The organism is Micromonospora sp. FIMYZ51 (assembly GCF_038246755.1).
In the GTDB taxonomy this organism is placed as follows: domain Bacteria; phylum Actinomycetota; class Actinomycetes; order Mycobacteriales; family Micromonosporaceae; genus Micromonospora.
Window position 1 is genome coordinate 2701412 of sequence record NZ_CP134706.1, and the last position, 24950, is coordinate 2726361.

4 protein-coding genes are annotated in these 24950 nt (G+C 72.7%); 3 read left to right on the plus strand and 1 reads right to left on the minus strand.

The features are described from left to right. Window positions 1-98 precede the first annotated feature (98 nt). Window positions 99-1589, minus strand: a complete 1491-nt coding sequence (locus QQG74_RS13105; protein WP_341720546.1) for an FAD-dependent oxidoreductase — start codon at window positions 1587-1589, stop codon at window positions 99-101. A gap of 1000 nt (window positions 1590-2589) precedes the next feature. On the opposite strand from QQG74_RS13105, the gene QQG74_RS13110 reads away from it, so the two are divergent. The 3 genes from QQG74_RS13110 to QQG74_RS13120 are packed head-to-tail and all read left to right on the plus strand — an operon-like array spanning window position 2590 to window position 24949. Then, on the plus strand, window positions 2590-14373 hold the full coding sequence (locus QQG74_RS13110; protein WP_341720547.1) for an amino acid adenylation domain-containing protein: 11784 nt from the start codon (window positions 2590-2592) through the stop codon (window positions 14371-14373). 50 nt (window positions 14374-14423) lie between these two features. Further along, complete coding sequence (locus tag QQG74_RS13115) at window positions 14424-23633, plus strand: amino acid adenylation domain-containing protein (protein WP_341720548.1); 9210 nt, start codon at window positions 14424-14426, stop codon at window positions 23631-23633. Next, window positions 23630-24949 (plus strand): cation:proton antiporter, encoded by a 1320-nt coding sequence (locus tag QQG74_RS13120; RefSeq protein ID WP_341720549.1) that lies wholly within the window; start codon window positions 23630-23632, stop codon window positions 24947-24949. Before QQG74_RS13115 ends, QQG74_RS13120 begins: the two co-directional genes overlap by 4 nt. Window position 24950: the final 1 nt, after the last annotated feature.

Sequence of the window (24950 nt, forward strand, 5' to 3'; positions counted from 1 at the left end):
CGCTGCTGTTCGCCGAGGTGCTGGGGCGCGGTCCCCGACCAGGCCCGCGCCGGGGACGAGCGGGCTGACCGGCTCGACCGCGGCGCAGGCTCGATCGGTCACTTGCTGGCCGCGTACACCCAGGACAGTCCGTCCGGGGACGGGATCAGGCCGCCAGGGAACATCGGCGTCTCCTCCTCGGCGTCCTCACCGAGGATGGCCTGCATCTGAACCTTGGAACCCTCGACCATGGCGTCGCGTACGACCGACGATTGCAGCAGCGGCCCCCAGCCCTCGGCGCTGCTCTCGTCGATCTGGCTGACGGCGGCGGTGAAGTCCTCGGTGTTGCGGTGCAGCCGCTCGGCCACCGCGTCGGCGTCCGTGAGCGCGTGCTCCCCGGAGGAGACGCCGCCGACCAGGTCGACGAAGGACTCCAGCTCGGAGCGGCTGGCCCGGGTCACCTTCTTCGCCTCCCAGAAGTAGGAATCCTCGCTGCGGTGCATCTGGTAGAAGGACACCAGGAACTCGTAGAAGACGCTGTACTCCTTGCGGTAGCGCGTCTCGAACTCCTGCATCGCCGCCTTCTCGTCGACCAGCCCGGCCAGCGTGCTGTTGATCGACCGCGCGGCCAGCAGGCTGCTGTATGTGGCCAGGTGCACGCCCGAGGAGAACACCGGGTCGACGAAGCAGGCGGCGTCGCCGACGAGCACCAGGCCGGGCCGCCAGAACGTGGTCTGGTGGTAGGAGTAGTCCTTGCGGACGCGAATCTGCCCGTACTGGCCCTCGGTGACGCGGGTGGCGGGGGACAGGTAGTCGGAGATCATGGGGCACTCGTCGATAAGCGCCCGCAGCGCCTGCTCCGGGTGGCCCTGCACCTTCTCGGCCAACTCGCGGCGCACGACCGCGCCGACGCTGGTAAGCGTGTCACTGAGCGGGATGTACCAGAACCAGCCGCTGTCGAAGGCGACGCACAGGATGTTGAAGCGGTTCGGCTCCGGCAGGCGCTTACCGTTCTCGAAGTAGCCGAACAGGGCGAGGCTGCGGAAGAAGTCCGAATACTCGCGCTTGCCGCCGACGCGCTGGTGCAGCCGGCTCTTGTTGCCGGACGCGTCGACGACGAAGGTCGCCGCCACCTGGTGCTCGCGGCCCTGGTCGTCGGTGTACCGCACACCGGTGACCCGGTCGCCGTCCTCGATCAGGTCGACGACCGAGCAGCCTTCGCGCACCTGCGCGCCCTGGCGGCGGGCGTTGTCGAGCAGAATCTTGTCGAACTTGGAGCGCTCGACCTGGTAGGCCGTGGAGGTCGGGCCCGCCATCTTCGGCGAGACGGAGAACGAGAACGTCCACGGCTGCGGGCTGGCCCCCCAGCGGAACGTGCCACCGCGCTTGACCGGAAAACCGGCCTTGGCCAGCTCGTCGGCGGCACCGGACAGCCGGCAGATGCCGTGGATCGTCGATGGCAGCAGGGACTCCCCGATCTGGTACCTCGGGAAGAACTCCTTCTCCAGGACGAGCACCGAGTGGCCCTGCTTGGCCACTAGCGCGGCCAGCGTCGAGCCGGCGGGACCGCCGCCGACCACCACGACGTCGAATTCTTCGGAGTTGCCCACGCGCGTCCCTCTTGTCCTCTCGGAGATTGTCACCACGGCGCGATGGTGAAACAGCTATTCACCGAATGTCCATGGTGGACACAATGGTGCGCCGCAGCCGTGGAATTGCCTGCTGGCATGGCCGATCGACGCCATGCCGGCGTGGATCAGTGGCGTTGTCTCAAGCGCATCGCATACACCCGCAGGCGCCGGATCGGCCTTGCCTGGTCCGGCGTTTTCAGCAGGGCGAAGCGGATGCGGTTTCGGAAAGATGTCGCGACATGAACTGCGATGACATAGCCAACCCCCGTGTGACTGATTTGGCAGGCCGCGTGCATGCACGGAGGTTCTCGCCCCCGAAGACGCCACAGGCTACCGCGACTTTCAGTCGTGGTGCAAGGCGTCCGGAGCGCTGGGAAGCATCGATCATGGCCGGATTCCTGCACCTTTGAATCGGTCGGAGTCAACGAATGTAACGGCCATCGCGGGGACGGCGCTGGTCCTCTGCTGTCTGGTCGGCCGTCGGCAGCAGCTACCCGGCTGAGGTGGTGATTTTCGTCGTCAGCCAGCCCTTCCCAAGAGCTCGAAGGTCTGCAAGGCTCGGGTCTGAGCTAGACGCTCCGTCGTCATCGGACTGCCTTGCGTCAGGGTTGAGAGTCACGGTAGTCTATGGCGTCCACGGAGGGTGAGACCCTCCGTGCTGCACGCGGCACTGCCAATCAGTCACACGGGGGTTGACTATGTCATCGCAGTTCATGTCGCGACATCCAGCCGTCACCGCACTCATTCCATCTCGCTGAGGCCGTTTAGCCTCTCGGTCACGCATTGCCGCTGGTTGGCGGATGTCCACTTTGCGCTGAGCACGCACTCGACACTTGTCGACGAGGTGTGCTCGACGAATTTCTGAAGCAAATCCGTGCCGTGCCGCGCCCATTCGCGGCGGGGTAGTTCGGTGGCGTGCGAAGAATCGCCATTTCGCGATTCGACGCTGCCTATTGCCGACCGAAAATCGGGGGAATAAATGCTGACGGCCGGATCGTCGACGTTCCACGAGACCTTCACCGTCACCGCCGACAACCCGCTGCTGCGCGGCCACCTCGTGCGCGGTCGCGCCATCCTGCCTGGCGTCGGCTACGTGGACCTGGCGCTCCAGGTGCTCGCCCGGCACGGGTACCCGATGGCAGAGGTCGAGCTCCGCAACCTCACGATCCACGCGCCGCTGGTCGTCGAACCCGGCGAGCAGGTGCTCACCACCGTGGCGGGACGACCGGCGCCGGCCGGCGGGCTCCGCGTGGAGATCAGCAGCCGGCGTACGCCGGACGCAGCCGAGGTCACCCACGCCGTGACGGGCGTGCACCGGGTGCCGCGCGCGGACTTCGCCGAGCGGCTGGCGCTACCGCTCAGCCCCGCCGGCCGGCTGCTGCCGCTCGCCGACGTCTACGCCTGGTTCCGTGCGCGGGAGCTGGTCCACTCGGGCCTGATGAAGGCCGACGGCGTGGTGCACCACCGGGCCGACGATGCGGTTACCGAGCTGGAGCTGCCCGCAGCCCAGCAGGGCGGCCGGGCCGACTTCCTGTTCCACCCGGCGCTGTTCGAGGCGGGCCTGCTCGGCGGCGGCGTGGGCATCCACGTGCTCAACGAGCGGCACCAGGGCGATGAGCTGTACCTGCCGCTGGTGTTCGAGTCGTTCCGGGCGATCGCCCCGCTCGGGCAGCGCTGCTTCGTTCGGGTCCCGGCGGTCTCGGCGCGCCGGGACGAGGAGCTGTTCCGCCTCGCCGTGGAGTTCTACGACGCGGACGGTGTGAAGATCGCCGAGATCGGGCAGGTGGTGGCCAAGCGGGTGCGCGCGGAGGTCTCGCTGGACGGGCGCGAAGCGCGGGACCCGGTCCCTGCGGCGGCTACTCCGCGCCCGGCGGCCGGGTCGGCACAGGCGGCGGGCGCGGACGTGACTGCCCTGTTGCGGGAGCTGGTGGCGGCGCGCCTCGGGGTGCCCACCGCCGAGGTCGGCACGCACGTCGGCTACTACCAGCTCGGGCTGACCTCTGCCGGGCTGCTGGGCCTGGTGGCCGAGCTGGAGGACCGGCTGTCGCTGGAACTGTCACCGACCGTCGTCTTCGAGCACACCACAATCGCCGAGCTTGCGGCCTGGCTGCGCGACCGGCTCGCCCAGCCCCACCCGGCCGCGCCCGTCGTCACCACCAACGCTGCCTCGGCGGACGCGGCGGCCGCCGTACGCGCCGAGCTGAGCAGCGAGATCGCGTCGCTGCTGGACCTGCCCGTGGCCGAGGTCTCGCCGGACATCGAGTTGGTGGACCTCGGGCTCGACCTGGTCGGCCGATCCACGCTTGTGGAGCGCCTGAACGAGCGCTACGGCCTGGCGCTGACCCCGGCCGTGCTCCTCGCGCACCCGACCGTGCGCAGCCTGGCGGCGCACCTCGCCGCGCCTGCGGCGGAGCCCGTCGCGCCTGCGGCGGAGCCCGTCGCGCCCGGCGCGGAGTCGACGCCGTCCCGCCCGCACCCCATGCTGCACCGCCGCCTGCCCGACGACGGTGGCGTGGTGTTCAGCTCCGAACTGGACGGCAGTGAGCCTTACCTGCACGACCACCGGGTGCGCGGCGAGCGGGTGCTGCCCGCGGTCGCCCAGCTGGAGGCGGCGTGCGCGGCGGTGGCCGCCGCCCTCGACCCGCCGCCCGGACGGACGGTGCGGCTGCACGACGTCGTGTGGCTGCGCCCGGCGCGGGCCGGCGCGCACGGGCTGGAGCTGCGGGTGAGCGTGCGAGCAGCCGGTGCGGGTGCCGCGTTCGAGATCACCGGCCAGGGAGAACTCTGCTGCCAGGGCCGGGCGCGGCTGGTGGACGACGACGACCGCACGCTACCCGACCTCGCGGACGCCCGGGCGGGCTGCGCCGGGCCGTCGATCCCGGTGGCGCACGCCTACGACCTGTTCGCCGCCGCCGGGCTGGACCACGGCCCGGCACTGCGCGCCCTGACCGGCCTGCGTACCGGCATCGACGCGGCAGGTCATCCCCAGGTGCTGGCCGAACTGGGCCTGCCCGACGCCGCCGACCCGCCGGCCGGCTGGCTGCTGCATCCGGCCATCCTGGACGGCGCGCTGCAAGCCGTCGCGGGACTGCGGCTCGCCGCCGCGACGGGATCGGCGCGGCCCGCGCTGCCGTTCGCCGTCGCCCAGGTCGACGCGCGTGCCACCGCCCCGCCCCGGGCCCACGCCTGGGTCCGGTACCAACCGGGCAGCGGACCGGATGCGGCGCAGCCGATGCTTGACGTCACGGTCTTCGACGAGCAGGGCCGCGTCTGTGCCGACCTGGTCGGGCTGAGTGTCCGCGCCCTGCCGGACCCGCCAGCCGTGCCCGGACCCGAGCCGGTGGAGTCCGGGCAGATGGTCGAGCCCGCGCCGGCGGGGTCCGGGCAGATGGTCGAGCCCGCGCCGGCGGGGTCCGGGCTGGACATCGCCGTGATCGGGGTCAGCGGGCGCTACCCGGACGCCGCGGATCTGGACGAGTTCTGGGCGAACCTGCGCGGCGGCCGTGACTCCGTGCGCAGGGTGCCGGCCGGCCGCTGGGAGCACCCCCGGTGGGCCGACGCCGACGCGGACGGCTACTGGGGCGGCTTTCTCGACGGTATCGACCTGTTCGACCCGCTGTTCTTCCAGATCTCGCTGCGCGAGGCGGAGCACCTCGACCCGCACGAGCGCCTGTTCCTGGAGTGCGCCCACCACGTGCTGGAGGACGCCGGATACACCGCCGAGTTGCTCAACCGCACAAGCGGCCGGGTGGGCGTGTTCGCCGGGGTGATGTACCAGGACTACCAGCTCTACGGCGCCCAGGCACAGGAACGCGGCCAGGCGGTGGCGCTGTCGGGCAGCGCCTCCTCGGTGTCCAACCGGGTTTCCTACTGCTACGGCTTCACCGGGCCGAGCCTGAGCGTGGACACCATGTGCTCGTCCTCGCTGACCGCCATCCACCTGGCCTGTGAGGCGATCCGCAGCGGACAGTGCGGCGCGGCGATCGCGGGCGGCGTGAACCTGACCGCCCACCCGAACAAGTACCTGATGCTGGCCCAGCGCGGCTATCTGTCCAGCGACGGCCGCTGCCGCAGCTTCGGCGCTGGTGGTGACGGCTACGTGCCCGGCGAGGGCGTAGGCGCGGTGCTGCTCAAGCCGCTGGCCCAGGCGCTGGCGGACCGCGACCACATCCATGCCGTGATCAACGGAACAGCGGTGAACCATGGTGGCCGCACCAACGGTTACACCGTGCCCAGCCCGGTGGCGCAGAGCCGGGTCGTCGGCGAGGCTCTGGCCGCGTCCGGGGCGGATCCCCGCGCGCTGAGCTACCTGGAGGCGCACGGCACCGGCACCGCGTTGGGTGACCCGATCGAGATCGCCGGCCTGCTGCGCGCCTTCACGGACGCGGGCTGTGGCCCGGCGCACTGCGCGATCGGCTCGGTCAAGTCGAACATCGGGCACGCCGAGAGCGCGGCCGGGATCGCCGGGCTCACCAAGGTGCTGTTGCAGATGCGGCACCGTGAACTCGTCCCCAGCCTGCACGCGGACACGCTCAACCCGCACATCGACTTCACGGGGACCCCGCTGCGGGTCCAGCGCGACCTGGCCACGTGGCAGCCGCCCACCGTGCACGACGGCGGTCAGCGCCGCGCATTTCCCCGCGTTGCCGGGGTGTCCAGCTTCGGCGCGGGCGGCGCGAACGCACACGTCGTCCTCACCGAGCACATCCCGCCCGTCGCCGTGCCTCGGCCGGACGGCGGCCCCGCCGCGCTGCTGGTGCTCTCCGCGATGAGCGAGGCACAGTTGGTCGCGCAGGCCCGGCGGCTGTCGGCCCGCCTCGATCAGCTGACCGAGGCGGACCTGCCCGGCGTGGCCTGGACACTGCAAACGGGTCGCACCGTCCTGCCGGAGCGGCTGGCCTTCGCGGCGAACTCGCTCGCGCAGGTCCGCGCGCTGCTCGACGCGTTCGTCGCGCGGCCGACGTCGGCTGCGGGCTGGGTGCGGGGCACGGTGCTCCAGGAGGTCATCCAGGACGAGGTCGAGCTCGCCGCGGCTCTCGACGACTGGTCGCGCGACGGCACGGCCGCGCGGTTGCTGCGGTTGTGGGCTACCGGCACGGCGGTGCCGTGGGAGACGGTGTGGCAGGCGTACGCCGTCGGCGCGGGCGCGGCCACGTCGTTGCCTCGGCGGGTGCCGCTGCCCGGTTACCCGTTCGCCCGCGAGCGTTGCTGGATCGAGCTGGCCCCGGTGGAGGAGGCGGCTCCCGCCCGCGTCACACGGCAGTCTGACGCACACCCGGTCCCGCCGGAGGACGGGTTGGCGCTGCTGCGCCCGGTCTGGGTCGCCGACCCGCCGTCACCCGATCCTGCACTGCGCTTACCCGATCCTGCACTGCGCGTACCGGAGGGGGTTGCCGGGTACGTCGCACATCAGGTGGCGGTGGTCGGCACGCTCACGGCGGCCGACCGCGACAGCTTGCGCGCCGCGCTGCCACCGGGCACCGGCCTGCGCTTCGTCGACGTCGTCGACGGCCCGCTGGACCAGCAGTACCTCGCCGCCGCGCGTGCGGTGTTCACGCTGCTTCAGGAGGTGCTGCGACCAGGTCTGCCCGGGGTGGCACTGGTGCAGGTCGCGCTGGCCCAGCCCGCCGTCGACCCGGCACAGCGGGAACAGCTGGCCTGCCTGCGCGGGCTGACCGGCATGCTGCGCACGGCCGCGCTGGAGAACCCGGCACTGCGTACGCAGCTCGTGGACTGCCTCGACGGGGCGCCGGCCGACGTCGTCGCGGCCCGGCTGGTCGCCGAGGCGGGCGCCGACCCCGTGCCCGAGGTACGCCACCGCGACGGCCGCCGACACACCGCCGCGCTTGTGGAGGTCGGCGACGGCGAACCGGGCATGCCCTGGCGCGACGGCGGCGTGTACCTGATCAGCGGCGGCGGTGGCGCACTGGGCCGCCTCGTGGCGAGCGACATCGCCGCAGCCGTCAGGCACGCCACGATCGTCCTGGTGGGACGTTCCGCGCCGGGCGAGGAACTGCGGAGCACCCGGGCCGCGCTGCGCGCCGCGGGGCTGACCGTCGAACACCGGCGCGCCGACGTCGCCGACCGGGCCGCCGTCGGTCGGCTGCTGGCCGACGTCACCCGCGACCACGGTCCGCTTACCGGCATCGTGCACGCCGCAGGCGTCATCGACGACCGGCTGATCGTGGGCAAACCCGCGCAGGAGCTGCCGGTCGTCCTCGGGCCGAAGGTCGCCGGGCTGGTCAACCTGGACGAGCTGAGCCAGGACCAGCCGCTGGAGTTCCTCGTCTGCCTGTCCTCGATCAGCGGTGTCTTCGGCAACGTCGGACAGGCCGACTACGCCGCGGCCGGCGCGTTCCTGGACGCGTACGCGGTGCGCCGGAACCTGCTCGTCGCGGCCGGACGGCGCAGCGGCCGAACCGTGTCCGTCGGCTGGCCGCTGTGGGCCGACGGTGGCATGGGCGCGCACGAGGCAGTCGCGACCCGGCTGCGCGCTCTCGGCCTGGCCCCGCTGGACACCGCCCGCGGGCTGGCCGTGCTGCGGCGTGCGCTCACCGACCCGGGTGCGGCTGGGGACGGCAGCCTGGTCGTGCTCGCCGGCCGACCCGAGGCCGTTCGACGCATCGCCGACAGCTACCCCGCACCAGCCCCCACCCGCGCGGCGGCCCGGGACGGCACCGACGCGCGGGGCCACACCACGGACCGCCAGGACGCTGTCGCCGACCCCGACGGGGCGGCCGGGCCGGCGAGCGGCGGCCGGCCGATGGCGGAGCGAGCCCTCAGGCACCTGCGGCAGACCGTCGCCGGGATCCTCAAGCTCGCGCCGGAACGCCTGCACCCCGACGTTCAGTTGGAGCGCTACGGCATGGACTCCGTGCTCGCGGTCGCCGCGGTCACCGCGCTGGAGGAGACCTTCGGCCCGCTGCCCCGGACCCTGCTGCTCGAGCGGCCCACGCTGCAAGAACTGGCCGAGCACCTCGCCGCCGAGCATGCGGCGGCGCTGCGCGCCCTGCTCGGTGAACCCGCGCCCGCCGCGCCGCTGCCGCCTGCCGCCCCCGACGAGTCGCCCGTCGCCGCGTCCCCTGTCCCGGCCCAGCAGATCGCCACCGCACCGGAGCGCACGTTCCGGGCCGCCGAACGTAGAGGTGAGTTCATGGACGTCGCCGTCATCGGCATCGCCGGGCGTTACCCGCAGGCGCAGGACCTGGACACGTTCTGGGCCTGCCTGCGCGAGGGCCGCGACTGCGTCACCAAGCCGCCCGCCGACCGCTGGGGCGACGCGCCCGGCGATGGGGCCTGGGGCGGCTTCCTCGACGGCATCGACCGGTTCGACCGCGCGTTGTTCGGCATCGCGCCGCGCGAGGCGGCGGTGATGGACCCACAGCAGCGGCTGTTCCTGGAGACGGTCTGGGAGCTGTTCGAGGGTAGCGGCGTCACCCAGGACGTCATCGCGCGACGGTACGGCCGGCGCGTCGGCGTCTACGTCGGCGCGGCGTACCAGCTGTACCGGGCCGACGGCGACGATCCGGCGCTGGCGGCGCTCACCGCGACCGCCTCGTACAACGCCATCGCCAACCGGGTCTCGCACTTCTTCGGTCTGGAGGGGGCGAGCCTGGCCGTCGACAGCATGTGCACCTCCTCGGCGATGGCCATCCACCTGGCCTGCGCCGACCTGAACCGTGGCGAGAGCGAGCTGGCCGTGGCCGGCGGGGTCAACCTCGCGACCCACCCGGACAAGTTCCTCGCCCTGTCGCAGATGCAGCTGCTCGGCACCCACCCGGGCAGCCGCAGCTTCCGCGACGGCGACGGCTACCTGCCCGCAGAGGCCGTCGGGGCGGTCCTGCTCAAGCCGCTGGCGGCGGCCCTACGCGACGGCGACGAGGTGCACGCCGTCATCAAGGGCACCGCCTCGCTCCACAGCGGTCGCGCCGGCGGCTTCCTCGCGCCCAGCCGCCGAGCCCAGGTCACCGTGATGCGCAGGGCCCTGGAACAGGCCGGCACCGCCGCCGACTCGATCGGGTACGTGGAGTCGGCGGCAAACGGCACGGCGATGTCCGACGAGATCGAACTGAGCGCCCTGCGGGAGGTGTTCGCGGGCGTACCCGCCCCCGTGCTCGTCGGCTCCGTGAAGTCGAACATCGGGCACCCGGAGGCGGCCTCCGGCATCGCGCAGCTGACCAAGGTCGCCCTCCAACTGCGCCACGGCGAGCTGACTCCGCTCACCGACGTCGGCAAGCCCAACCCCAACGTGGACCTGCACGGCGGCCCGCTGGCGCTGTGCGAGCGGCTGACCCCGTGGGAACAGCGCACCGACGCGCAGGGGCGGCCGACCGTCCGCCGCGCCCTGATCAACTCGGTGGCGGCCGGCGGCAGCCACGTCAGCCTCGTGGTGGAAGCCCCGCCGCAGCGCCCGGTCGAGCCGCCGGAGCCGGACAACACCGGTCCGCAGTTGGTCGTGCTGTCGGCCGCCGATTCGGCGCGGCTGCGTACCGCGGTGCGCCGGCTGGACGAGTTCCTCGACCGCAACGACGCGGTCCAGCTCGCGGATGTCGCGTACACGCTGCAAGTGGGCCGCGAGGCGCTGGCCGAGCGATTCGCGGTGGTGGCCGGCGACGTCGCGGAACTGCGCGTGCGCCTCGCCCGCTACCTCGACCCGACCGGCGGTGTCGAGGCGGTGCCGGGGTACGCCGGCAGCATCACCGCCGCGCCGGCTCCGCTGCTCGGGGCGCTTGAGGGGGCCGGCGGCGAGGCGTTCCTGGCCGCCCTGGTCGCCGACGGGGACCTCGACCGACTCGCCGAGCTGTGGGTGTACGGGGTGCGCATCCCGTGGCGTGGGCTGCATCCGGGCCGCCGACGGCTGCTGCCACTGCCGGGCACCGTCTTCGACCGGGGCAGCTACTGGCTGGCGGGCATGACCCCGGCCACCCGGTCCGCTCCCGTGGCGGTCACGCCGAACGCACCGCCCGCGCCGGATGCCGTGGCGGTCACGCCGGACGCACCGCCCGCGCCGGATGCCGTGGCGGAGACCGTGCGGGAGGTCTGCGCGCAGGTGCTCGGCTTCCCGGCCGGCGAGGTCGGTCTGGATGACAGCTTCACCGCGCTTGGCGGCCACTCGCTGTTGGCGCACCGGTTCGCCGCGCTGCTGGCGGAGCGGGGCCTGCCCGGCGATCCGGCCGCGATCCTCGGGGCCCGCACCCTGGCAGCCGTCGCCGAGGCGGTGCGGCCCGTGACGACCCGCCCGGCGCCTGCCGACGGCCCGACGCGGCTCGCGGTCGTCATCGACGGGACAGACGCCCAGCCGGACGCCGGTGCCGACCGGCCGCCCGTGCCGGGCGGAATCCCCGCGGGCACCACCCGGATCACCCCCGACCTGCTCCCGCTGGTGACGCTCACCGAGCAGGAGATCGCGACGATCGTCGCCGCGGTGCCCGGCGGCGCGGCGAATGTTCAGGACGTGTACCCGCTCGCCCCGCTTCAGGAGGGCATGTACTTCCACCACCTCAAGGAGAGCGCGCACGACCCGTACGTCTCCTCCGGGCTGTTCTCCTTCGCCGACCGCGACCGGCTGGACAGCTTCGCGCGGGCACTGCAAGCGGTGATCGTCCGGCACGACGCGCTGCGCACCATCGTCCTGGCCGACGGGCTGAGCCGCCCGGTGCAGGCGGTGCTGCGGCAGGCGACGCTCGCCGTCGAGGAGATCGCGTTGCACGACGGTGATTCGGCCGCGCAGCAACTGGGTGAGCTGCTGCGCGACGCCCCGCGCATGCCGCTGGACCAGGCCCCGCTGGTGCGGCTGCGGGCCGGCCGGCATCCCGGCACGGGCGGGTGGTACGCGGCGCTGAGCCTGCACCACATCATCCACGACGCCGCCTCCCTCGGCCTGCTCCTCGACGAGATCGTCGCGTGCATGGAGGGTCGCGCCGAGGCCCTGCCGGCGCCGGTGCCCTACCGCGCTTTCATCGCCCACCCGCGCCCGGCCGAGCTCGATCCCGCCGCCTTCTTCGGGCCGATGCTTGCCGACGTCGACGAGCCCACGGTCGTCTTCGGCCTACCTGACGTGCACGGCGACGGGCAGGAGGTGCTCGAACTGCGCCGCCCGCTGGACGAGGCGCTGAGCCGGCGGGTAGCCGAGGTGGCGGCCCGGCTGCGTACCAGTCCGGCGACCCTGTTCCACGCCGGCTGGGCGCTGGCCGTCGCGTCCTGGTCCGATCGCGACGACGTCACGTTCGGCACCGTGCTGTCCGGCCGGACGCAGGGGCCCGCAGGCGTGGAGCGGATGGTCGGCAGCTTCATCAACACCCTGCCGATGCGCCTGGACCTCGCCGGACGCAGCGTACGGGAGCTGGTCGGCCGGGTGGAGGAACTGCTGCACGAACTGGTGCGCCACGAGCAGGTGGCGCTCACCGAGGCGCGGGCGCACTGCGGCCTGCCCGCCGACGCACCGCTGTTCAACGCGATCTTCAACTACCGCCGCATGCCCGCTGACGGCGCAACCGAGCGCCTGCTCGCGCGGGTGGGCGTCACGCCGCTCTCCGGCGTGGTGGAGCGCAGCAACTATCCGGTGACCGTCTCGGTCGACGACCTCGGCGACGGGTACGAGGTCGAGGCACTCGTCGACCGGGCGCAGGACGCAAACGTCGTCATCGACTGCCTGGAGGCCGCCGTGGCCGCCGTGGTGGCGGCGCTGTCGGAGCAGGACGGCGCAGCGCCGGCTCTTTCGCTGCCGGTGCTGCCGGCGGCGATGCAGCACCGCGAGGTCGCCACGTACGCCTGGGAGCCGGTGGCGATCGAGGAGGGCGTGGCCACCGCCGACGCACAGCGGATGCTGCCCGCCTGGTTCGAGGACGTGGCCCGCCAGGCACCGGAGATGGTGGCGGTGCGGTGCGCGGGCCGGGTCCTGACCTACGGCGAGCTGAACGCGCACGCCAACCGACTGGCGCGGCAGCTGCGGGAACTGGGGGTGGGCCGCGAGTCGCTGGTGGCGCTGTGCCTGCCCCGTAGCGAGTGGCTGGTGGTGAGCGCGCTGGCCGTGGTGAAGGCAGGCGGGGCGTACGTGCCGCTGGACCCGTCCGCGCCGGTGGAACGGCTGGGGCATGTGCTCGGCGACAGCGCGCCGCAGGTGCTGCTTGTGGACGGGGCGGCGCCCGCCGGGCTGGACACGGGCGCGGCGCTCGTGCTGGACGTGCCCGGCGACGCCGCGCGCCGGGGGTCGCTGAGCGCCGACGACCTGGACCCGGTGGCGGGGGCGAGCCCGTCGGATCTGGCGTACGTCATCTACACCTCCGGCTCGACCGGCAAGCCGAAGGGCGTGATGATCGAGCACCGGCACGTGGTCCGGTTCTTCCTCGCGGCGCAGGAGTGGTTCGACTACCGGCCGGGCGACGTGTGGACCCTGTTCCACTCGTTCGCCTTCGACTTCACCGTGTGGGAGATGTGGGGCGCGCTGCTGCATCGCGGCCACCTCGTGGTGGTCACCCAGGAGGTGGCCCGCAGCCCGCAGGACTTCTACCGGCTGCTCTGCGTCGAGGGCGTCACCGTGTTGGGACAGACGCCCACCGGGTTCGGCCAGCTGATCTCGGCGCAGGGCGAGGATCCGACCCCGCACCGGGTACGGACCGTGGTCCTCGGCGGCGAGGAACTGGATGCCTCGGCGCTGGGGCCGTGGTTCAAACGGCCGGTCAACGCCGGTACCCGGCTGGTGAACATGTGGGGCACCACGGAGACGACCGTGGTCACCACGTACCGGCAGGTCACCGAGCCCGACACCCGCCTCACCACCAGGCCCATCGGTGGCCCGATGCCGGGGCTGAGCGTGTACGTGCTGGACCGCCACCAGCGTCCGACGCCGACCGGTGCGGTGGGTGAGCTGGTCATCGGCGGCGAGGCGGTGGGCCGTGGCTACCTGAACCGGCCGGAGCTGACCGCGCAGCGGTTCCTCCACGACCCGTTCAGCAACGTGCCGGGTGCGCGCATGTACCGGACCGGGGACCTGGGGCGGCGACTGCCGGACGGTTCGCTGGAGTTCCTCGGGCGCAACGACGACCAGGTCAAGGTGCGCGGCTACCGGATCGAGCTGGGCGAGATCACCACCCGCCTCAATGAGCACCCGGCGGTCGCGGACGCCCGCGTGGTGGTGCGCGGGCAGGGCGACGACCGGCGTCTGGTCGGGTACCTCGTGCCGGCGGCGCGGTTGTCCGAGCCGGCCGAGCAGGCGCTGCGAACCGAGCTGGACGCGGCGCTGCGGGCCGTGCTCCCGCCGTACATGGTGCCCTCCGGCTACGTGCTGCTGGACCGGCTGCCACTTACCGGCAACGGCAAGCTCGACACCCGGGCGCTGCCCGCGCCAGCACTGCCGCAGCGGACCGAGGAGCAGGGCACGGCCCCGCGTACCGAGGCCGAACAGGTCGTTTCGGAGGTCTGGGCCGAGCTGCTGAACACCGACGCCGGTCAGCTCGGTGTGGAGAGCAACTTCTTCTCGCTGGGCGGCAACTCGCTGCTGGTCACCCGGATGATCAACATGATCAAGCGGCGGACCGGGGTGGAACTGCGGGTGCAGACCATCTTCGACGCGCGACAACTGGCCGATCTCGCCGCCGCGGTGGCACGGGACATGCCGGACACCAAGGCTGCCGTCCCGCTGAACCTCGACGCGATCAGCTCCAGCATCGACCTGATCGAGAACATGACCGACGCGGAGCTGGACGCCCTGGACACGGCAGACGCCGTCCGCGACGCCGAGCACCAGGCAGGGGGCCGACCTTGAGCACGCCGCACCAGCAGAGCAGGCAGGAGCTGGTCCGCAGGATCCAGTCCATGCCCGCCAAGCGACAGCGCGCCGTGATCGCGATGCTGCGCCAACAGGGCGTCGACCTGTCCGCGCTCGACATCATCCCGCGCCTGCCCCGGTCCGCGGAGCAGCCGCTGCCGCTGTCCTTCGCCCAGCAGCGGCTGTGGTTCCTCGCCCAGATCGAGGGGGCCAGCGCGACCTACAACGTGCCCATGGCGATGCGGCTGCACGGGCCGCTCGACCGGGACGCGCTGCGCCGCGCCCTCGCCGACCTGGTACGCCGCCACGAGGCGCTCCGCACGCGGTTCGAGGAGCGCGACGGCGTGCCGTACCAGTGCATCGACGACGGCGCGGGTTTCACCGTGCGCGAGCAGGACGTCGCCGACCCGGCCGACATCCCGCGGATCTGCCAGCGGGAGATGCTCACCCCCTTCGACCTGGCCCGCGACTGCCTGATCCGGGCGGTGCTGCTGCGTCGCAGCGACATCGAGCACGTGCTCATGGTGACGATGCACCACACCGTGGCGGACGGCTGGTCGGTCGGCGTGTTCTTCCGCGACGTCACCGCGCTCTACGAGGCCGGCCGACAGGGCCGCGAGGCGGCACTCGAACCGTTGCCGGTGCAGTACGCCGACTTCGCGCACTGGCAGCGCGCGTGGCTGGCGGGCGACGTGCAGGCACGCCAGGTGGCGTACTGGAAGGAGCAGCTCGCCGGCGTGGACGCGACGTTGACGCTGCCCGCCGACCGGCCCCGGCCGCCGGTGCGCGGCTACGACGGCACCCGGGAGTTCTTCCGTTGCCCGCCGAACCTGCTCGACCGGCTCCGGCGGATCAGCGACGAGCACGGCGTGACCCTCTACATGACCCTGCTGGCGGCGTACAGCGTCGTGCTGCACCGCTACACCCAGCAGACCGACATAGCCGTCGGCACCATCGTGGCCAACCGCAACCGGGCCGAGATCGAGGGGCTCATCGGGCTGTTCGCCAACACCCTGGTGATGCGCAACGACCTCTCCGGTGACCCGACCTTCGCCGAGCTGCTCGCCCGGGTGAAGCGGACCGTCCTGGCCGCCTTCGACCACCAGGACGTGCCGTTCGAGGCCGTGGTGGACGCCTTGCAGGTGGACCGCAGCCTGAGCCACTCACCGGTGTTCCAGACCGTGCTCGTGCTCCAGGAGGAGCAGGCACAGCCGCGACTGACCCTCGGCGGGTTCGAGGTGACCCCGGTCGACGTCGATTTCACCATCGCCAAGTTCGATCTCACCGTCGACCTGCGTGAGACGCCCGACGGCCTGGCCGGGGCGGTGGAGTACGACACCGCCCTCTACGACCCGGCGACGATCAAGCGTTTCGTGCGGCACTTCACCACGCTGCTGGCCGACATCGCCCGTACGCCGGAGAAGCGCGTCTCCCAACTCGACCTGATGGACGACGCCGAACGCGCGGACGTCACCGCCGGATGGGCGGCGTCCGTGCCGGCCGCACCGACCGGGCCCCGTCTGCACGAGTGGTTCGAGGACGTCGTGCGCCGTACGCCGGACGCGGTGGCCGTGCGGTGCGCCGACCGCGAGCTGACCTACCGGGAGCTGAACGCGCGGGCGAACCGGTTGGCGCGGTATCTGCGGGCGCAGGGCGTCGGCCGCGAGACACTTGTGGCGCTCTGCCTGCCTGCCAGCGAGTGGCTGGTGGTGTGCGCGCTCGCCGCGCTGAAGTCCGGTGGGGCGTACCTGCCGCTGGACCCGGCGGCGCCGGTGGCCCGGCTGGGGGAGGTGCTGTCCGACAGCAGACCGCGGGTGTTATTCGTCGACGGCGCGGTCCCCGAGGGGCTGGTCACCGGAAATGCCGTCGTGATCGACGTGCGGGCCCGCTGGGACTGGCTGCCCGCCGACGACCTCGTGCCGCAGCCTGGGGCCGGCCCGGCCGACCTGGCGTACGTGATCTACACGTCGGGTTCGACCGGCCGGCCGAAGGGCGTGCTTGTCGAACACCGCCAGGTCACCCGCCTGTTCACCGAGACCCGGGCGTACTTCGGGTTCGGGCCCGACGACGTGTGGACGTTGTTCCACTCGTTCGCCTTCGACTTCTCCGTCTGGGAGATGTGGGGCGCGCTGCTGCACGGCGGACGGCTGGTCGTGGTCGGGCGGGACACCGCCCGCAGCGCGCACGACTTCTACGCCCTGCTGTGCGCCGAGGGCGTCACCGTGCTCAACCAGACGCCTACCGCGTTCGGGCAGCTGATCGCCGCGCAGGGCGAGGACCCGGCCCCGCACCGGCTGCGGACCGTGGTGTTCGGCGGCGAGGCGTTGGACCCGGCGACGCTGCGACCGTGGTTCGCGCGCCCGGCAAACGCCGGCGTCGAGCTGGTCAACATGTACGGGATCACCGAGACGACCGTGCACGTCACCCACCGGGTGATCACGGAGGCCGACACCCGGCGCGGCGCCAGCCCGATCGGCGGACCGCTGCCCGACCTGGCCGTCTACCTGCTCGACCAGCACCGCCGGCCCGTGCCGACCGGTGCGGTGGGCGAGATGTACGTGGGCGGCCGGGGCGTGGCCCGCGGCTACCTGTACCGGCCCGAGCTGACCGCCGAACGGTTTCTGGACGACCCGTTCCGCGGCGAGTCGGGCGCACGCATGTACCGCACCGGAGACCTGGCCCGCCGGCTGGCAGACGGCTCGCTGGAGTTCCTCGGCCGCAACGACGACCAGGTCAAGGTGCGCGGCTACCGGATCGAGCTGGGCGAGATCATCGCCTGCCTCAACGAGCACCCCGGCGTGCGTACCTGTGCCGTCGTGGTCCGCGCCGATCGCCCCGGCAACCGTCAGCTGGTCGCATACGTCGTGCCCGTCGATGGCCAGCCGGAGCCGGAGCTACGCGCCGACCTCGACCAGTTGGCGCGCCGGACACTGCCCGAGTACATGCTGCCCAGCGCCTACCTGATGCTGCCCGATCTGCCCCTGACCACAAACGGCAAACTCGATCGCGCGGCGCTGCCCGCCCCCGGCATCGAGGACTACGCGGCCCGGGAGTCCGGCGGCCACGCCGCCCCCGCTGCGGGCACCGAACGGACCCTGGCCTCGATCTGGGCGGACCTGCTCGGCTTCGACACCGACCGGATCAGCCGGCACGACAACTTCTTCACCCTCGGCGGGCACTCGCTGCTCATCACCGTGCTCGTGGCGCGGCTGCGCGAGGTCGGCCTGCACCTGGCAGTGCGCGACGTGTTCCGCGACCCGACCCTGGCCGGCCTCGCGGCGTGCATCGACGCGGCCACCGGCCCGACCGACGGGGCCGGGCCGGTGCCGCCGAACCTCCTCCCTGCGGGGTGCGCACGGCTCACCCCGCAGCTGCTGCCCCTGGTCGGGCTGAGCCAGGAGCAACTGGACGCCGTCGCGGCCCGGGTACCCGGCGGTGCGGCAAACGTGCAGGACGTCTACCCGCTGGTTCCCTCGCAGGAGGGCATCCTCTTCCACCACCTGATGGACCCCGACAACGACCCGTACGTCATGTCGGTGGTGTTCACCGCCGCGGACGAGGCGGCGTGCACCGCGTTCACCGACGCCTTGCAGGCGGTGGTGGACCGGCACGACGTGATGCGTACCGCCGTGCTCACCGAGGGGCTGGCCGAGCCGGTGCAGGTGGTGTACCGCAACGCGACGCTGCCCGTGGAGCGCGTCGAGCTCGCTGTGCACGCGACGGCCGGCACCGACCGCGAGCAGCAGGCCCGTGCGCTGCTGGAGCGGCCCGCCGAGCTGCGTCCGGACCAGGCGCCGATGATGAAGGTCCGGGTCGCGGCGGACCCCGACTCGCCGCGCCGGTTCCTGCTTGTCAACTTCCACCACCTCATCGAGGACGCCACCTCGATGCGGCTGATCGTCGACGAGGCGGCGGCGCACATGGCCGGGCGCGCAGACCTGCTCGCCCCGCCCGCGCCGTACCGCGACTTCGTGGCGCACACCCTGCGCCAGTTGCGCACCGGCGACGCCGAGGAGTACTTCCGCCGGGTCCTCGGCGACGTCACCGAGCCGACGGTGCCGTTCGGACTCACCGACGTGCGCGGCGACGGCCGGCGTACCCGCAAGCCGCGTCGCGCCCTGTCCGCCGACCTCACCGGCCGGCTGCGGGCCGAGGCCGGGCGGCTCGGGTTGAGCCCGGCCTGGCTCTTCCATGCCGCCGCCGCCCGGGTCGTGGCCGCCGGCAGCGGGCGGGACGACGTCGTGTTCGGCACCGTCATGTCCGGGCGCATGCAGGAGGTGCCGGGCGTGGAGCGGATGCTCGGCAACTTCATCAACACCCTGCCGCTGCGGGTACGGCTGGCCGGGCGGACCGTCCGCGAGCTGGTCGACCAGGTGGCCGACGGGCTGCGCGAGCTGATCGCCCGGGAGCAGTCCTCGCTGAGCCTGGCCCAGCGGTGCAGCGGGCTGGACAGCGACACCCCGCTGTTCAGCGCCGCGATCAACTTCCGGCATTTCGAGCCTGCGGCGGACGGCGTCGCCGCACCGTCCCTGGAGGGCCAGGGCATTTCCTGGCTGGCCGTCCTGGACCGCACCAACTATCCGATGGGGATCTCGCTCGACGATCTCGGTGACGAGCTGTCGCTTACCGTCCAGATCGACGAGGGAATCGAACCGGAGCAGCTGCTGGCCTACGTGGAGACGGCGCTGGCGGGCATCGTCGACGCGCTCGCCGCCGACGACGGCCGCAGCACCCTGGCGCTTGATATCGACGTGCTGCCGGTGGCGCAGCGGGAGCGGTCGCTGGCCGTGGCCCGAGGCGCGAGCCCGCCCTACCCCGCCGACGCCGGACTCGCCGAGCTGTTCGAGGAGCAGGCGGCACGGCGACCGGGGGCGGTCGCGGTCCGCCACGGCGCGCAGCAGCTGACCTACGCGCAGCTCAACGCGCGGGCCAACCGGATCGCGCACCATCTGCGCGCCGCAGGCGTCGGCCCGGACGTCCTGGTCGGGCTGTGCGCCGACCGGTCCCCGGACCTGGTGGCCGGGCTGCTGGGCATCTTGAAGGCGGGCGGTGCGTACGTCCCGATCGACCCGGACTACCCCGAGCAGCGCATCCGCGCACTGCTCGAAGCGTCCGGAGTGCGCCTCGTACTGGGGCAGTCCCGCCTGCCGGATCCGCTGTTCGACCAGGTCGCCGAGGTGGTGCACCTGGACACCGGCGAGCGCGCCGGCGACCGGGCGCAGGTACTCGCCGGCCGGCCCGAGCACAATCCGTCCCGGACCGGGCTCACCCCGGACCATCTCGCCTACGCGATCTTCACCTCCGGCTCCACCGGGCGGCCCAAGGGCGTGCTTGTGACGCAGCGCGGCGTGGCCCGGCTGGTGCGCAACCCCGACTACTTCGCCGCCGACGAGGACACCGTGGTGCTGCACCACTCGTCCATCTCGTTCGACGCCGGCACCCAGGAGGTGCTCACTCCGCTGCTGTGCGGCGGGGTGCTGGTGCTGCACGACGGCGACGCCCGCGACCCCGGCCAGCTGCTGGACTGCGTGGCGCGTACCGGTGTCGGCACGATGCTGCTGTCGGCCGCGTTCCTGCCGGAGTTCGCCGAGGCGGCGTCCGGTCGCGAGCTGCCGCTGCGCTACCTGGCCGTGGTCGGTGACACGTTCTCGGCCCGCGACGTGCGCCGGCTCCAGCAGGATCATCCGTACCTGACCGTCGTGAACGGATACGGCCCGACCGAGAACAGCATCGCCTCCACGTACCACGAAATTCCGCGCGACCTCGCCGACGACGCCCGGGTGCCGATCGGCCGGCCGGTGCCGCACACCACCGCGTACGTGACCGACGAGCGGTTGCGGCTGGTGCCCGACGGCGTGATCGGCGAGCTCTGTCTGGGTGGTGCCGGGGTGGCCCGTGGCTACCTCGACGACCCGGAGCTGACCGCGGCGCGGTTCGTGCGCGACCCGTTCGGCGACGATCCGGCCGGGCGGCTCTACCGCAGTGGCGACCTGGTGCGCCGGCTCCCGGACGGGACGCTTGAGTTCCGTGGCCGCGTCGACGACCAGGTGAAGGTCCGCGGGTTCCGGGTCGAACCGGGCGAGATCGAGACGGTGTTGCAGGCGCACCCCGCGGTGCACAGCGCCGTGGTCGTGCCGCAGACCGCCGGGCAGTCGCGGTCGCTCAGCGCGTACGTGCGCCCCGCCGAGCAGTGGCTGGACCAGGCCGTCCAGCAGCAGTCCGGTGACCACCTCGGTCAGTGGGAGCGGTTGTTCGAGCAGCAGTACTCCCGCAGCGGCGGCGAGGACGTCCCCGACGATCTCGACCTGGCAGGCTGGGAGAGCAGCTACACCGGCGAGCCCGTCCCGGAGTCCGAAATGCGGGAGTGGATCGACGGGACCGTCGCGCGCATCCGCCGGCTGCGGCCCAAGCGCCTGTTGGAGATCGGCTGCGGTACCGGCCTGCTGCTGCTGCGCTACGCGCAGGACTGCGAGCGGGTGCACGGCGTCGACATCTCCGCCTCGGCGCTGGCCGCCGTACGCCGGGGCGTGCAACGGCGCGGCTGGTCGCACGTGACGCTGCGCGAGGGCGACGCCCGGTCCGTCGCCGAACTGGGCGAGGAGATCGGCCGGGCCGCGTTCGACCTGGTGGTGCTCAACTCCGTGGTGCAGTACTTTCCCGGCCGCCACTACCTGGACGAGGTCGTGGCGCGGATCCTGCCCCTGGTCGAGGAGGGCGGTCGCATCCTGCTGGGCGACGTCCGCAACCTGGACCTGTTCTCCGCGCACGTCTGCGCGGTGGAGCGTACCCGCGCCGGCGTGCCGACCACCGCCGGTGCGCTGGCCGCGCAGGTGCAGCGCCGCCGCCGGCAGGAGACCGAGCTGCTGGTCAGCCCCACCTACTTTGCCCGGCTGTCGGAGCGCTTCCCGGAGCTGGGCGGGGTCGACATCATGGTCAAGCGGGGCGTGGGCAGCAACGAGATGCTCGCCTACCGCTACGACGTGGTGCTGACCAAGGGTCCCGCTGCCCCGGTCGCCGATCACCCCTGGCATGACGCGGCGAACCCGGCCGAGCTGCGGGCCCTGCTCGATGCCGGCGCGCCGGACCGGTTCGGCGTCACCGGCCTGACCAACCCGCGCGTCGCCGCCGACGTGGCGGTCAGCGCCGCGCTGTCGCACTGGGCGCCGTCGCGTCAGGTGGAGCCGCCGGCCGGCGGAGTCCGCCTGTCGGCGCGGGCCCAGGAGGAGATTCGGGAGCTGGAGGCAGCGCTGCGGCACGCCGAGCAGTTGGGCTACGAGGTCGCGGCGACCTGGTCACAGGAGCGCCCGCAGGGGCTCGATCTTGTGCTGGGCCGGGGCGAGTTGCCCCGGGTCCGAGCCCGCTCGGCCTACCGCGCCTCGCGTCTGGCCAACGCGCCGCAGGTCGGTCGGCTGGGCGCGGCGCTGGTCCGCGAGTTGCGTGAGTACCTGTCGGCGCGGCTGCCCGAGCACCTGGTCCCCGGCGCGTTCGTGGTGCTTGAGGAGCTGCCGGTCACCGCGCACGGCAAGGTGGACAGGCGTGCGCTGCCCCCGCCGGACGAGGACGACACCGCCAAGGAGGTGTACGTCGCGCCGCGCACCGAAACCGAACAGACCCTGTGCCGCCTCATCGGCGGCGTACTCGGGCTCGACCGGGTCGGGTTGCAGGACAACTTCTTCAACCTGGGCGGGCACTCGCTGCTGGCCACCCGCCTCAACCTGCGGGTGAAGAAGGAGACCGGCGCGGACCTGTCGTTGCAGCTCATCCTCACCGCTGCCACGGTGGCGGAGCTGGCTGCGGCGCTGGACGAGGAACTGGGCCGGCTGCACCGGACGCCGGTCGACGCCGGCCCGCAGGAGCCGGTCGCGGATCTGGTCCCGGCCGAACCTGCGGGGGAGGGCGCGGTCGCGCCGCTGGCCACCGCCCAACAGGATCTGTGGTTCCTGCGTGCGCCCGCGCATCTGGCCACCGCGCACGCGAACGTCCAGCTGGCGTTGCGGCTGCGCGGTGACCTGGATCGGCGGGCCTGCGCCGAGGCGGTGCGGGCGGTGGTGCGGCGGCACGCGATCCTGCGCACCAGCTATCTGCCGCAGGACGGCACCGTCGTGCAGCAGATCAACGGTGCCGACGGCTTCGCGGTGCAGGTGCTCGACGTGCCGGCCGCCGACGGCGACGAGACGCTCACCGAGTGGCTGCGGGCGGAGCGGCTGCGTCCGTTCGCGCCGGAGGATCGGCACCTGCTCCGTGCTCACCTGCTGGCGCTCGCGCCGCAGGAGCACGTCCTGGTGCTGACCCGTCCCTGGGGCGTGTTCGACGGCTGGTCCACAAGCATCGTGCTGCGGGAGATCGCGGTCGCGTACGGCGAGTACCGGCAGGGCCGGGAACCGCGGTTCGCGCCGCTGCCCGTGCAGTACGCCGACTTCGCGCGTTGGCAACGCCGGCACCTCGCCGAGGCCGAGCTGGACCGCCAGCGTGCGTACTGGCACGCGCAGCTGACCGGGCTGCCCGCCTGCGTTTCGCTGCGCACCGACTACCCCCGCTGCCCGGTGAAGTCGTACCAGGGCGCGGCGGTGCAGGTGACGGTCCCGTCCGGACTGCTGGAGCGGCTACGCGAGGCCAGCGCCGAGCACGGCGTTTCGCTGTATCACACCCTGCTGGCGGCGTACGCGGTTCTGCTGGGTGGGCGCACCCGGGACCGGGAGCTGGCGATCGGCTCGCCGGTGAGCAACCGGCCCGCTGCCGAACTCGACGGCGTCGTCGGGTACTTCGTCAACGCGCTGGTGATGCGGCTGGACGTCAGCCCGCAGCGGCCGTTCACCGCGCTGCTGGCGCAGACCCGGGAGGTGATCGCGCAGGCGCAGGCGCACCGGGATCTGCCCTTCGCCGAGTTGGCCCGCACCCTCGCCCCGCAGGCCGACCCCGGCTGGTCCCCGGTGTTCCAGGTGATGTTCAACCTGGCGGCGATGGACGGCGGCGCGGAGCCGCCGCCCGACCCGGTCGGCCTGGGTGACCTGGCGGCGCAGCCGGTCGCGGTGGACCCGGGCACGGCGAAGTTCGACCTCAGCATGTCGCTGCGCGAGACCGACTCCGGGTTGGCGGGCCACCTGGAGTACAGCACCGACCTGTTCGCCAGGCGCACCGCCGACGGCCTGGCCCACGGCTACCAGCACCTGCTGGAGCGGATCGTCCAGCACCCGGACGCCGACCTGGCCACGCTGCGCGCCGGAATCGACGGTGCCACCGAAGGGGAGGACCGGTGAGTCATCTCATCGTCGCCGTCCTGGGCGATGTGGCCCTGGTCATCCTGGTGTCCTGGATGTTCGGCAGGGTGGCCCGCCGCCTGGGGCAGCCCACCGTGATCGGGCAGATCATCGCCGGCATCGCGCTGGGGCCCACCCTGCTGGGCCGCCTGCCCGGTGACCCGTCCGCGTTCCTGTTCCCGGCCGAGGCCCGGCCGTTCCTGACGGTGCTGTCGCAGATCGCGGTGGTGCTGTTCATGTTCGTGGCCGGCTACGAGATCGACTTCCGTACCTTCCGGGCCGGGCGTACCTCGATCAGCATCGCGGCGGCCGGGGTGGTGGTCCCGATGGTGCTCGCCCTGCTGGCCGTCCAGTTGGGCGGCAGGCTGTTCACCGCCGTCGACCCCGAGCACGCCGGTCATGGCTCGTTCGCGATGTTCCTGGCGGTCGCGGTGGCGATCACCGCGCTGCCGGTGCTGGCGGCCATCGTGCGTGAGCGCGGCATCGCCAACACGACCGCGGGTACGGTGTCGGTCGCGGCGGCCGGGTTCATGGACGTCACCGCGTGGGTGGTGCTGGCGGCGGTGCTCAGCGACGCCGGCCAGTCCACCCGCTGGCCCTGGCCGATCATGCTGGCGCTGCTGGCCGCGTTCACCGGGTTCCTGTTCGCGGTGGTCCGCCCGGTGCTGCGCTGGTGGCTGGCGCGCCCGGCGGCGCTGCTGGCCAATCCGGTGCCGGTCGCCGTGGTCATCGCCCTCGGCAGCGCCTGGGTCACCGAGTCGCTCGGGCTGCACGCGGTGTTCGGCGGTTTCCTCGCCGGGCTGGTCATGCCACGCCGCGAGGGCTCCCCGATCGGCGAGGTGCTGGCGCCGGTGCAGCAGACCGCGAGCCTGTTGCTGCCGCTGTTCTTCGTCACCACGGGGCTGTCCGTCGACATCGGCGTGCTGGGCGCGGACGGCTTCGCCGTGCTGGGCGTGATCATGGTGGTGGCGATCCTCGGCAAGATGGTGCCCGCGTACCTGGTGAGCCGCCTGCGTGGCCTGGACGCCCGACAGTCGTCGCTGATCGCGGTCCTGGTGAACACCCGCGGGCTCACCGAACTGATCGTGCTCGAGGTCGGCAGATCCGCGGGACTGATCGGCCCGGAACTCTATGCCGTCCTCGTCGTCATGGCGCTTGTCACCACGTTCATGACGGGTCCGCTGCTCCAGTTGGTCGACAGCCGGACCCCGACGCAGCGGCAGCCGCCCCCACCGGGGCGACCCGAGCGCACCGAAGTTCTCGCACGCCCAGCAGCGGCCGTCGCGGTCGGCGGCAACGAAGCGGAAGAGAGGTGAA

Bases quoted from the DNA above. Each gene is read 5' to 3' on its own strand.
- QQG74_RS13110 (WP_341720547.1), top strand. From the start codon at position 2,590: ATGCTGACGGCCGGATCGTCGACGTTCCACGAGACCTTCACCGTCACC.
- QQG74_RS13115 (WP_341720548.1), top strand. From the start codon at position 14,424: ATGCCCGCCAAGCGACAGCGCGCCGTGATCGCGATGCTGCGCCAACAG.